The 12423-nt window shown below is 61.6% G+C and carries 8 protein-coding genes; 5 read left to right on the top strand and 3 right to left on the bottom strand.

Going from position 1 to position 12423, the window contains the following annotated elements; translation table 11 throughout:
• Window positions 1–42: 42 nt before the first annotated feature.
• From LRS06_RS18135 to LRS06_RS25460, 5 genes are all read left to right on the top strand, one after another.
• Window positions 43–1884, top strand: coding sequence for an assimilatory sulfite reductase (NADPH) flavoprotein subunit (locus tag LRS06_RS18135; RefSeq protein ID WP_257872791.1), 1842 nt, complete (start codon window positions 43–45; stop codon window positions 1882–1884).
• Between the two features lie 237 nt (window positions 1885–2121).
• Window positions 2122–5010 carry a TonB-dependent receptor gene (locus tag LRS06_RS18130; protein ID WP_257872790.1) on the top strand — a complete coding sequence of 963 codons (2889 nt, stop codon included), beginning with the start codon at window positions 2122–2124 and terminating at the stop codon, window positions 5008–5010.
• Window positions 5011–5022: 12 nt separating this feature from the next.
• Window positions 5023–5796 carry a DUF2490 domain-containing protein gene (locus tag LRS06_RS18125; protein ID WP_257872789.1) on the top strand — a complete coding sequence of 258 codons (774 nt, stop codon included), beginning with the start codon at window positions 5023–5025 and terminating at the stop codon, window positions 5794–5796.
• Complete coding sequence (gene cysI / locus LRS06_RS18120) at window positions 5796–7511, top strand: assimilatory sulfite reductase (NADPH) hemoprotein subunit (protein ID WP_257872788.1); 1716 nt, start codon at window positions 5796–5798, stop codon at window positions 7509–7511. Before LRS06_RS18125 ends, cysI begins: the two co-directional genes overlap by 1 nt.
• A 128-nt stretch (window positions 7512–7639) precedes the next feature.
• Entirely contained in the window at window positions 7640–9184 is a 1545-nt protein-coding gene (locus LRS06_RS25460) for a TSUP family transporter (protein WP_308239916.1), read from the top strand.
• A gap of 73 nt (window positions 9185–9257) precedes the next feature.
• Here LRS06_RS25460 and LRS06_RS18105 read toward each other — a convergent pair whose 3' ends face one another.
• The 3 genes from LRS06_RS18105 to LRS06_RS18095 all read right to left on the bottom strand — a co-directional run bounded on the left by LRS06_RS18105 (window position 9258) and on the right by LRS06_RS18095 (window position 12275).
• Window positions 9258–9773, bottom strand: coding sequence for a hypothetical protein (locus tag LRS06_RS18105; protein ID WP_257872787.1), 516 nt, complete (start codon window positions 9771–9773; stop codon window positions 9258–9260).
• A gap of 33 nt (window positions 9774–9806) precedes the next feature.
• Window positions 9807–10694, bottom strand: coding sequence for a CPBP family intramembrane glutamic endopeptidase (locus tag LRS06_RS18100; RefSeq protein WP_257872786.1), 888 nt, complete (start codon window positions 10692–10694; stop codon window positions 9807–9809).
• 123 nt (window positions 10695–10817) lie between these two features.
• Window positions 10818–12275, bottom strand: coding sequence for an amino acid permease (locus LRS06_RS18095; RefSeq protein ID WP_257872785.1), 1458 nt, complete (start codon window positions 12273–12275; stop codon window positions 10818–10820).
• Between the last annotated feature and the right edge of the window lie 148 nt (window positions 12276–12423).

The raw sequence follows: 12423 nt of genomic DNA, 5'->3' as shown, positions 1-12423 counted from the left end.
TTTTCTTCTGACTTCCCTCTACGCCGTCATCCTGTTTTTGCCATGTCCATTACCTCAACTTTCACGCTGCCCCTGGGTCTGGATGACGCCAGCCTGCAGCAGTTCGCGGGCGGCCTCACCGAGCAGCAGCTGCTGTGGCTGAGCGGGTATTTCTACGGTCGGTCGGCGGGCGCAGCGGCACCCCCGGCCGCTCAGTCTGCTACCTCGGTGGCCGCAGCGCCGGCTCCGGATTCGGCCCGGCTAACCATTCTCTTCGGCTCCCAGACCGGCAACAGCAAGAAGGCAGCGGGCCTGGTGGCCGAAGCGGCCCGCCAGCGCGGCCTGGCCGTGACGGTGCGCGACATGAACGACTACCCGACCAAGGAGCTGAAAAACGAGCAGCAGCTATTGGTCGTGGTAAGCACCCAGGGCGAGGGCGACCCACCTATTGCCGCCGAGGAGCTGCACCAGTTTCTGCTCAGCAACCGGGCCCCCAAGCTGCCCAACCTGCGCTACGCCGTGCTGGCCCTTGGCGACAAAAGCTACCTGCAGTTCTGCCAGACCGGTTTCGAGTTCGACCAGCGCCTGGCCGAGCTGGGTGGCAAGCGCCTGCTGGAGCGCGTGGACTGCGACGTGGAATTTGAAGCCGAGGCCCGCCGCTGGGCCGAGCAGGTGCTGGCGCTGGTAGCCCAGCCGGCCCCAGCTACCACTACGATTGCCTCCGCGCAGCCTTCGATTCAGGTAAACCAGCTGGTGGCCGCGGGTGAGGCCGAGGTAGAAGAAAAAGTGGAATATACCAGCCACAACCCCTTCGCCGCTGAGCTGCTGGAGAAAATCCAGCTGAACGGGCGCGGCTCCACCAAGGAAACTTACCACCTGGAATTTTCGCTGGCGGACTCCGGCATAGCCTACGAAGCCGGCGACGCGTTGATGGTGCAGCCCGTGAATAGCGAGGCGCTGGTGCAGGAGGTAATTCAGGCCGCCCGCCTGAACGCCACGGCCCCGGTAAAGCTCAATGACACGGAATTTGATCTGCACACCGCGCTGGCGGAGAAGCTGGAGCTGTCGGTACTCACGCGCGACGTGCTGGAACGCTATGCCGCCGTGGCCCCGCAGCACCCCAGGCTCCGCGACATTCTCACCAACAAAGCCCAGCTGCCCGACTACCTCTACGGCCGCGACGTGGCCGACCTGCTCACGGAGTTTCCGGTAGAGCTGTCGGGGCAGCAGCTGGCGGCGGTGCTCCGGCCCCTGCCGGCCCGCGCTTACTCCATTGCCAGCTCCCTGCTGGCTCACCCCGAGGAAGTACACCTCACGGTAGGCGCCGTGCGCTACGAAACCCAGGGCCGCCGCAAGCACGGCACCTGCTCCGCCTACCAGGCCGATGGGCTGACCGTAGGCGACACAGCCCGGGTGTGGGTGGACCGCAACGAGTACTTCAAGCTGCCCCAGGATGCTGCTACCGACATCATTATGGTAGGCGCGGGTACGGGCGTGGCCCCGTTCCGGGCCTTTGTGGAGGAGCGGGCTGAAACCGGCGCCGCCGGCCGCAACTGGCTGGTGTTCGGCAACCCCCACTTCACCACCGATTTCCTGTACCAGACCGAGTGGCAGCAGCACCTGAAAAAAGGCACGCTGGACCGCCTCGACGTAGCCTTCTCCCGCGACCAGCAGCAGAAAGTGTACATCCAGCACCGCCTGCTCCAGCAAGGCGCCCGCCTCTACGACCAGCTCGAAAACGGCGCCCACTTCTACGTGTGCGGCGACAAAAACCGCATGGCCGCCGACGTGCGCCAGGCCCTGCTTGCCGTCATTCAGCAGGAAAGCGGGAAAGATGCCGACTACGCTGCCGACTACGTCAAGCAGCTGCGCAAGCAGCGCCGCTACCTGGAGGACGTGTACTAGCCAATCCAACAACCAATCAAGCTTCCTTATCCCAAACACTAGTTAATCCATTCAACCAGATGCGCGTTTCGCAAAGACGATGTTGTAGTAGCCGGTAAAAGCCGCCGTGTGCCTGACCCGAGCCGCTTGCCGCTACGCCCAAGGCACCCTTGGAAGCCCCGGCTTCCCTCCTTTCCTGCTGGCTCCCACCAGCCCAGCCTACTCCCTTCTCTTTCTCCTCCAAACGCCTTTTCTGTAATGAAGAAGTACTACGCTTCTTTCTGGATTCTCCTGATCTTACTTTTTGCTAGTTTGATGGCCGCGCAGGCCCAGGACCAATTAATTTCCATCAGCGGCACCGTCCGCGAAAAAGACACCCAGCAGCCGTTGCCCGGCGTGAGCGTGAATGTGAAGGGCGGACTGATGAGCGCCCAGAGCGACGCCAGCGGCAAGTTCGTGCTCCAGGCCCGCCTGCGGTTTCCGTTTACCATCGTCTTCAACATCATTGGCTACGAGCCCCGGGAGCTGGAAATTGCCAGCGGCAGCCAGCCCATTGCTATCCAGCTGGAATCGAAGCCCGTGCTGGTGAACGAAGTAGTAGTGTCGGCCTCCCGGGTGGAGGAAAGCCGGCTGAAGTCACCGGTAGCCATTGAGAAGCTCGACATCCGCGCCATCAAGGAAACGCCCGCGCCCAGCTTCTACGACGCCCTGGAAAACGTGAAGGGCGTGCAGATGACCACCAGCTCGCTCACCTTCAAAGTGCCCAACACCCGCGGCTTCAACATCCCCAACAACTTCCGCTTTATGCAGCTGGTGGATGGGGTGGACATGCAGGCGGCTACCCTGGGTGTGCCCCTAGGCAACGCCATTGGGCCCACGGAGCTGGACATTGCCTCCGTCGAAATCACGCCCGGTGCGGCCTCGGCCCTCTATGGCATGAACGCCATCAACGGCATGGCCAACCTCACCACCAAAAGCCCTTTCACCTACCAGGGCCTGAGCGTGTACCAGAAAGTGGGCGTCAACCACGTGGATGGCAAGGACCGGGACCCCAGCGCCCTCACCGAAACGGCCGTGCGCTACGCTCAGACTATCGGCAGCCGCTTTGCCTTCAAGCTGAATGGCTCCTACCTGCGCGGCACCGACTGGCTGGCCGACACCCAGATTGACCAGAATCCGCAGAGCCTGAACTCGGCCAACCCCCGCTTCCCCGAGCTGAGCGGCGCCAACAACCCCGCCGCTGACCTCTGGAACCGTTACGGCGACGACCGTAGCGGCAACGTGGCCATTCCCATCACCTACCAGGGCAAGACGGAAACCTTCAACGTGCGCCGCACGGGCTACTATGAGAAGGACCTGATTTCGCCCACCGTGCGCAACCTCAAGTTTGACGGGGGACTGTTCTACAAGTTCACCGACAAGCTGGAGCTGAGCTACGGCTACCGCTACGGCCTGATGGACGGCATTTTCCAACGCGGCAACAAGATTCAGCTCAAGGACGTGACGGTGCAGAACCACAAGCTGGAGCTGCGCGGGGCCGACTACTACGTGCGCAGCTACGTGCTGGTAGAAAACACCGGGGACTCCTACAACCTGAACCCGCTGGCTTTGAACCTGGATTTGCAGAACGGCGCCACGGCCCTCACCACCGGCTCCGGCCCCAAAACCAGCTGGGCCGATAAGTTTCAGGCCAAGCTCCAGGAGCAGGTGAATGCCGGCGTGGACCTGGCCGCCGCCATGCAGGCCGCCCGCGCTGCCGCCGATGCCGGTCGGGCCCAGCCCGGCACCGCCGCCTTCGAGCAGCTGAAAAACACCATCACGGGCATCAACAACTGGGACAGCGGCGTGAACGTGCCCGGCGCGCCGGCTACCGGCGGGGCCGCCCTCTGGCAGCGCAGCCGCACTTACCACAACGAAGCGCAGTGGAACCTGGGCCAGCGCATCAAGTTTGCCGATGTGGTAATGGGCGCCGATGCCCGCATTTACGAGGTGATTCCCGACGGCAACAACTTCGTGGACTTCTCCAAGCCCCTGGCCGACCGCAACACGCCCGGCGGCAACAACCTGTACTACAAAAAATACGGCGCCTTCGCCCAGGCTACCAAGCTGCTGTTCCAGGACCGCCTCAAGCTGAACGCCTCCCTGCGCGTGGACTACAACCCCGAGTTCAACCCCAAGCTGAACCCGCGGGTGGCGGCCGTGTACACCATTGCCCAGCGCCACAACCTGCGCGCTTCCTTCCAGAACGGCTGGCGCTTCCCGGCCTTGTTTGAGGCCCTGTCGTTTGTGAAAAACGGCAACGTGCGCCGCGTGGGCGGCCTAGCCCGCGTGAACGAAGGCCTGGGCTTCCTCGAAAACTCCTACACGCTGACTTCGCTCGACAACTTCACGGCCGCCGTGAACAAGGATGTGGCCGCTGGCACTCCCCGCAACGACGCCGCCCTCAAAAACAGGGACGTGCTGCAGGTGGCTAACCTGCCTACGGAAGAGCCCGAGCACATCAACGCCTTCGAGGTAGGCTACAAGAGCGTGCTGCTCGACAACAGCCTGGCCCTGGACATCGACGCCTACTACAACGAGTACTCGGGCTTCCTGGGGCAGGTGGAAGTGGCCGTGCCGAAAACGGGGCCGGTGCTGACGGATGCGGCCGTGCTGGACATGCTTTCCCGCGCCAAGCAGGACCGCTACCGCGTGTACACCAATGCCCGCAATACCTACCGCAGCTACGGCTCGGCCCTGGGCATCACCTACAACTTCTACCAGAAGTTCACCGTGGCCGGCAACGTGAACTACAACAACATTGCCGCCAACGAGGAAAAGGACGTGTTCATCACGGGCTTTAACACGCCGAAGTGGACGACGAACCTGAGCTTCGGCAACCGCGAAGTTGTACGCAACGTGGGCTTTAATGTGGTGTGGCGCTTCCAGGATTCCTTTTATTGGGAAAGCCAGCTGGCCAACGGCCAGATCCCGGCCTACTCCACCGTGGATGCCCAGGTGAACGTGCGCATTCCGGCCCTGAAGTCGACCATCAAGCTGGGCGGCACCAACCTGCTCAACAACCGCTACATCCAGTACGCGGCCGGCCCAACCATCGGCGGCCTCTACTACGTGGCTCTCACCTTCGACAACAACATCATCCGCTAGCTGCTCCGCTCGATGCCACGCGCCTTTTTTGTTCTGCTGCTTCTGTTGCTCGCGGCCGCCCCGCTACGGGCGCAGAAGCAGTACGTGCGGGAGCAGCAGACCTGGCTGGGAGTGTTCAACCAAACGCGGTTTTCGCAGCGCTGGGGCTCCTGGACCGACCTGCACCTGCGCCTGCACGACCACTTCGTGCAGGAGAAGTTTCAGGCCCTGGCCCGCGTTGGCCTTACCTATTACCTCACCGACGACGTGCGCCTGACCGGCGGCTACGCCTATGTGCATCACTACCCCGATGGAACCCGCACCGTGGGCCAGTCCGAGCACCGGCCCTGGCAGCAGGTGCAGTGGTTTACCAAGTTTCCCAAGGCCCGCCTGATGCAGTGGGTGCGGCTGGAAGAGCGGTTCCGGCGCACCATTCAGAACAATGAGCGCACCGACGACTTCGATTTCAACTACCGCACCCGCTACAACGCGGCGTTGTTTCTGCCGCTCACCAAACGGGGCTTTGAGCCGGGTGGGGTGCAGTTCCTGCTGAATAACGAAGTGATGATGAACTTCGGCAAGGAAATCCGCTACAACTACTTCGATCAGAACCGCTTCTTTGCCGGGTTATCCTACCAGGTAAACAAGCATGGGCAGCTGCAGGGCGGCTACATGCACCTGTTTCAGCAGCTGCCGGCGGGCAGCACCTACCGCAATCAGCACACCATCCGGCTGTTTTACTTCCACAACTTCGACCTGCGGCCTACGCCCCCGCCGGCCCCCATTTCTTCTCCAACTCAACCGTAATGGCCGATACCCTCAAGCTCTCCGAAGTTGAACACGTGAAGGATGCCAGCAATTTTTTGCGCGGCACCCTGGCCGGGAGCATGCAGAACCCGATTACCGGCGCCCTGTACCCCGACGATACTCACCTCATCAAGTTTCACGGCTCCTACCAGCAAACGGACCGCGACTTGGACTCGGAGCGGAAACGCCAGAAACTGGAACCGCTTTACTCCTTCATGATTCGAGTGCGGGTGCCGGGCGGGGTGGCTACTTCCGACCAATGGCTGCGCATGGATGAGCTGGCCGACGCCTACGGCAACCAGACCATCAAGCTCACTACCCGCCAGGCTTTTCAGCTGCACGGTGTGCTCAAGCGCGACCTGAAAGCCACCATTCAGGGCTTCAACGACGTGCTACTGGACAGCATTGCGGGCTGCGGCGACGTGAACCGCAACGTGATGTTCAACCCCAACCCGCACCTCTCGCGGGTGCATGAGCAGGTGTACGAAGTCACGAAGGCCATCAGCACCCACCTCACGCCGCGCACCTCGGCCTATTGGGAACTGTGGCTCGACGGGCAATCGAAGTACAGCAGCGTGCTGAACGACGGCGAAGGGGACTTCGAGCCGATTTACGGCAAAACCTACCTGCCCCGCAAGTTCAAGATTGCGCTGGCCGTGCCGCCCTACAACGACACCGATATCTTCGCCAACGACCTGGGGCTGATTGCCATTGAAAAGAACGGCAAGCTTCTGGGCTTCAACGTGGCCGTAGGCGGCGGCATGGGCATGACGTTCGGCATGCCCGACACCTACCCGCGCCTGGCCGACATCATCGGCTTCGTACCCGCCGACAAGGTGGTGGATGCCTGCGAGCAGGTTGTGACGATTCAGCGCGACTGGGGCAACCGCGAAAACCGCAAGTTTTCCCGCCTCAAGTACACTCTGGACCGCGTGGGCCTCGACGTGTTCCGGGACGAGCTAAACCGCCGCCTGGGTTTTGACCTGGAGCCTGCCCGCGCCTACACGTTCCGCTCCTCCGGCGACGCTTTCGGCTGGAGCACCGGCCCCGATGGTGCCCGCCACCTCACCCTATTCGTGGAAGGTGGCCGCGTGCTGGACACCCAAGCCAGCCAGCTGAAAGCCGCCCTGCGCGAAATTGCCCGCTTCCACACCGGCGACTTCCGCCTGACCGGCAATCAGAACCTGATTCTGGCCAACGTGGCGCCCGAACACGAACTGGCGGTGCAGGCAATTCTGGCAGAGTACGGCGTGCTGGCGGAAGCCAATGAGGTACATACCGGCCTGCGGCGTGGTGCCTTAGCCTGCGTAGCCTTGAACACTTGCTCGTTGGCTTTTGCCGAGGCGGAGCGTTATCTTCCCCAGCTTTTGGCTAGATTAGAGAAAGTCATTCGCGCGCAGGGCTTGGCTCAGGACGATATTCTGCTGCGGATGACGGGCTGCCCCAACGGCTGCGCCCGCCCCTACCTGGGCGAAATCGGGTTGGTGGGCCGCGCCGTGGGGCGCTACAATCTGTACCTCGGCGCCGCTTTCAACGGGGAGCGGATGAACAAGCTGTACCGGGAAATGTTGGACGAAGACGGCATTGTGCGGGAGCTCACGCCCCTGCTCGCCGACTACGCCCAAAACCGCCAGCCCCAGGAGCAGTTTGGGGATTTTGTGGTCCGCCAGGGCTATGTGCAACCCACCCTGAGCGGTCTTACCTTTCACGAGTAACCGATAGTATTCATTGAGCGTCATGCTGAGCGGAGTCGAAGCATCTCTACCGCTTCGTTGCAGTGGTAATCCAACGAAGCGGTAGAGATGCTTCGGCTCCGCTCAGCATGACACCTTCAACCTTAGGGTTGCCTTTCTTCTCTGACCTCGACCTCAACCACATGCCTCTTTCTTCAAACAACGTTCTGCCCCAGCCAGAGCCGCCGCCCCAGCCGGATATCAACCGGCTGTTTCCGGTGTTTCTGAAGCTGGAGCAGCTGCACGTGCTGCTGGTAGGTGGTGGGGCCGTGGGCTTCGAAAAGCTGTCGGCTATGCTGGCCAACAGCCCCGGCGCGGCCATAACGGTGGTGGCTACCTGGTTTTCGCCGGAGCTGCGGCTGCTGGCCGAGCGGCACCCCGCCGTACAACTTCGCGAGCAGCCCTACCACCCCACCGACCTTGTGGGCCACGACCTGGTGATTGTGGCCACCAACGACAAGGAGCTTAACCTGAGTATCAAGGCCGACGCCACGCGCCAGCGCCTGCTCTGCAACGTGGCCGACACGCCCGCCGCCTGCGACTTTTACCTGGGCTCCATCGTGCAGAAAGGCGACCTGAAAATTGCCATCAGCACCAACGGCAAGTCGCCGACCATTGCCAAGCGCCTGCGCGAAATGCTCACCCACGCCCTGCCCGACGAGCTCCACGACGTGCTCCAGCGCATGGCCGTGATTCGGGAGAAAGTGGGCGGCGACTTTGCTCACAAGGTAAAGTCCCTGAACGCCGTGACGGCCGAACTGACGGGCGGGCCAGCCTATGAGTCGCCGGCGGCAACGCGGTGGCGCAAGATTGCCACGGCCTCGCTGCTGGCATTTGCGGCCATGCTGGTGTTCAACATTCTCTCCTACTACTTCACCTGGCAGCAGGTATGGGACGTGGCCAGCTCGTCGCAGACGTTCTACATCTTCGTAGCCATCGGCTTCGGGGCTCAGCTGATTGACGGGCTGCTGGGCATGGGCTACGGCGTGGTCACAGCCATCAGTTTGATGACGCTGAACATTTCGCCGGCGGCCGTCAGCTCCAGCATTCACACCGCCGAAATGTTTGCCAGCGGGGCCTCGGGCTACCACCACTACCGCTTCGGCAACGTGAACAAGAAGCTGTTCAAGGTGCTGCTGATTCCGGGCGTGCTGGGCGCTATTCTGGGCGCCTTTCTGCTCTCGAAATTCGGGGAAACCTACGGCAGCTACGTGCGCCCGTTTCTGGCGGTATACCTGTTGCTGCTAGGCATCCGCATTATCTCGAAGGCATTTTCCAAGCCAGGCCCGCGCAAAAAGCACAAGAAGCTGGGCTTCCTGGCCGCAGCCGGGGGTTTCCTGGATTCATTTGGCGGAGGCGGCTGGGGCCCGCTGGTAACCAGCACCCTCATTGCCGGGGGCCGCACGCCGCAGTACGTTATCGGCTCGGTGAGCGTCACGGAGTTCTTCGTCACGTTTGCCAGCGCCCTCACGTTTTTCGCTACCATTGGCATTTCGCACTGGCAGATTATCCTGGGGCTGATTGTGGGTGGGGTTGCTGCTGCGCCCTTCGCTGCCCGCCTGGCCGGCCGCATTCCCACACGCTGGATGTTCGTGGGCGTGGGTTTGATGGTGATAGTGTGGAGTATGTGGTCGTTGCGCAAGCTGTTTATGTAGCTCCGGTAGGTGCGGAATAGTAAAAAAGCCCCGTAGTATGAGCTACAGGGCTTTTCTTTTGACTACTGCTGGCTTAGGGCCGCTGGCCCAGCAACTCGCGCCGGCCGGGTCGCCAGGTGTTGTCGAACGTTTTCCATACCTGCACCTGTCCATCAGCGGCGGCCACAAACACAAACCGCCCGCGCAGCTCCCGGCCCAGCGGAATACCAGGGTTGTCGCGGTCTGTGCGCCAACGGGTTTCGGTGTTGAAGGCAAATTCCAGGATAAGCGTATCGGGGTGCGGCACCAGGATTTCGGTGAGGGAATAGCCTTGCCGCTGCATCTGCCACAGGGCCCGGCGGCCGGCTTCCGATTCTATTTCCAGGGTGCGCGTAGTCTGGGGCCAGTAGCCGTTGCGGCGGCGGTAGTCTTCGAGGCTGGTCCGCAGAGCCGGGGGCAGCTGCACAGACTTTTTGGTACGCACGGGCTCCGCCTGCGGATACGCTTCGCGGGTAGCCACGGTGCCCACGCCGGGCACCACATTGTGGTAGGTGCGGGTGCAGGCGCCCAGCAGGCTACAGATAGCCAGCAAAAACATAAACTGCCGCATGAAGTCGGAAAATATCGGGTGGGAAATTGCTTTTTACTGCGCCGCTATGACGGCTTCTGGTAGCGGGAGTTCCACCTGAGCAAAACCAGGAGCCGGGTACGCCGGCGGCTGGGTGGTCTGCTGCACCCGCCGCAACAGCCAGTACAGCACCAGCGCACTTACTGCCACTGCTCCGAGGTATGCTCCCCAGGAGCCAAATGCTTCCACGGCCGACTTTTTCTCTAGTTCCTGGCCACCAACTACCAGACCCAGAAAAGCCAGCAGATTGTTTAGGGCGTGCGTGGCCATGCAAAGCCACAAGGATTGGGTGCGGTAGTAGAGCCACCCCAGCAGCAGGCCAATCAGCCCGGCTCCTACCATCTGCGCCGGGTTAGCGTGGATCAGACCAAACAGCAGCGCCGATTGACCAATGGCCACCCATGGCCGCTGCGGGTAATTGCGCAACAGTCCCGCCAGCAGCACACCCCGGAACAGCAATTCTTCCAACACCGGCGCCGCCACACACAGTACCCCGAAAGCCAGCACGGGCGTTTTGGCCAGCTCTTTAAAAGAAGCGTCGGCCCAGTTGGGCAGATGCAGCAAATCCAGCAGGGAAAGCACCGTTACCATTGCCAGCACCACTATGGGTAGCGCCGCATATAGCCAGGCCTGCTCTTTACCAAGGGGGCGGACGGGTACCCAGCGGCTGCCAGCCCGCCGACGCAACACCCCCAGCAAGGCCAGGTTGCTGCTGATCGTGACGATAACCAGCGTGGCCGGGCGGGAAAAGTTCAGAGCTTTTTCGCACAGCAGGAACACCGGCACGCCTACCACCAGCATCACCAGCAGATACCACCCCAGAAAGGCCCAGCTTTCCTTGATTGTCGGATAAGCTGATGGCTTGTGGATTATCGATGACGTCTCGGGCACACTTGGTTCCATGCGTGAAATAGGCTGATAAGGGAAGACAGATCAGGAGTAAAGCTACTTATAGTCTTTCACTACAACCCGGCTAGTGCAACAGCTCAGGTCTGCTGCCGGAAACCCATCTTCCTCAGCGCATGTTTACGCTGCTCGTTGCGCGGTCCGCTCCTGGCCCAGCTTGCTGTGCTTGCGGCCGTAGCCGAAGTAGATAGCCAGCCCGATAGCCAGCCACACGGCCAGACGGAGCCACGTTTCCCAGGGCAAGGATACCATCATCACCAGGCAGGTAACGATGCCGAGAATGGGCACCAGCGGCACCAGTGGGGTGCGGAATCCGCGCGGCGCGTCGGGTTCTTTTTTGCGCATGATGAGCACGCCCGCGCACACCATCACGAAGGCCAGCAGCGTACCAATGCTCGTCATCTCGCCGACCACTGAAATCGGCACGAAGCCGGCAAACAAGGCAATGAACAGGCCCAACAGCAGGTTCGACTGCAGGGGCGTGCGGAACCGCTCGTGGATGCGGGCGAAAACCGGAGGCAGCAGGCCATCCTTGGCCATGGAGAAAAACACCCGGCTCTGACCCAGCAAATCCACCAGAATAACGGAAGTATAGCCGATGATGATGGCCAGAATAACGGCCGAAGAAAGCCAGGCGTAGGGCGTTTTTTCGATGGCAATGGCCACCGGCGCGGCGCTGTTCTTGAACTCGGTGTAGTTGGCCAGACCCGTCATCACGTGGCCGAAGAGCACGAACAGCACAGTGCAGATCAGCAGGGAGCCGATGATGCCAATAGGCATATTGCGCTGCGGGTTCTTGGTTTCCTGGGCCATGGTAGCCACAATATCGAAGCCGATGAACACGAAGAACACCACGCCCGCCCCGCGCAGAATGCCGCTCCAGCCAAACTCCCCGAACACCCCGGTATTCTGCGGGATGTAGGGTTGGTAGTTGGCCGGATCGATGTACTGCCAGCCTAAGGCAATGAACACCAGCACCACAGCTACCTTTAAGGTAACTACCAGTGCATTAAACCAGGCCGAGCCCGAGGTGCCGCGGATGATGATAAGCGTAATGGCCAGCACGATGAGCATGGCGGGCACGTTCACGAAGCCGTGCACGGTGCTGCCATCGGCCAGCGCGGCCGTTTCAAACGGCGACATCACCAGCTGCGGGGGTAGGTGGATGCCGTATTTGCTCAGAAACTTGAGCAGGTACTGCGACCAGCTAATAGCCACCGTAGCGGCGCCCACCGAGTACTCCAGCACTAGGTCCCAGCCGATAATCCAGGCGAACAGCTCGCCCATGGTGGCGTAGGCGTAGGTGTAGGCCGAGCCGGCTACCGGCACCATGGCGGCAAACTCAGCATAGCACAGGGCCGAAAAGGCGCAGCCCACGGCCGCCACCACGAAGGAAAGCGTGACGGCCGGGCCGGCGTTGTTGGCCGCGGCAATGCCGGTGAGCGAGAACAAACCGGCCCCGATGATGACGCCAATGCCGATGGCAATAAGGTTGAAGCCGTTCAGGGTGCGTTTCAGGGTGCCCGCACCGGTTTCGGCGGCCTCCAGCCGCAGCATTTCCAGGGACTTTTTAAGCATAAACAGGGGTGGCGAGAAGCCGCAGCTTCCCGGGTAAGTGAAGAAAACAGCGCAACCTGATTCCTGACGGCAGAAAGACAGGCTGGCCGGTCAGCGTAGACCGGCGACGTTTGCGCAGAATAAAAAACAGAGGAAGGGAGCCGAAAAC

Source organism: Hymenobacter sp. J193 (assembly GCF_024700075.1).
In the GTDB taxonomy this organism is placed as follows: domain Bacteria; phylum Bacteroidota; class Bacteroidia; order Cytophagales; family Hymenobacteraceae; genus Hymenobacter.
This window is presented reverse-complemented; position numbering and strand designations above follow the sequence as displayed.

What these genes read in the sequence shown, in the direction of transcription:
- LRS06_RS18125 (WP_257872789.1), top strand. Translation starts at nt 5,023, where the DNA reads ATGCCACGCGCCTTTTTTGTTCTGCTGCTTCTGTTGCTCGCGGCCGCC.
- LRS06_RS18100 (WP_257872786.1), bottom strand. Translation starts at nt 10,694, where the DNA reads ATGGAACCAAGTGTGCCCGAGACGTCATCGATAATCCACAAGCCATCA.
- LRS06_RS18135 (WP_257872791.1), top strand. Translation starts at nt 43, where the DNA reads ATGTCCATTACCTCAACTTTCACGCTGCCCCTGGGTCTGGATGACGCC.
- LRS06_RS18105 (WP_257872787.1), bottom strand. Translation starts at nt 9,773, where the DNA reads ATGCGGCAGTTTATGTTTTTGCTGGCTATCTGTAGCCTGCTGGGCGCC.
- LRS06_RS18130 (WP_257872790.1), top strand. Translation starts at nt 2,122, where the DNA reads ATGAAGAAGTACTACGCTTCTTTCTGGATTCTCCTGATCTTACTTTTT.
- LRS06_RS18095 (WP_257872785.1), bottom strand. Translation starts at nt 12,275, where the DNA reads ATGCTTAAAAAGTCCCTGGAAATGCTGCGGCTGGAGGCCGCCGAAACC.
- cysI (WP_257872788.1), top strand. Translation starts at nt 5,796, where the DNA reads ATGGCCGATACCCTCAAGCTCTCCGAAGTTGAACACGTGAAGGATGCC.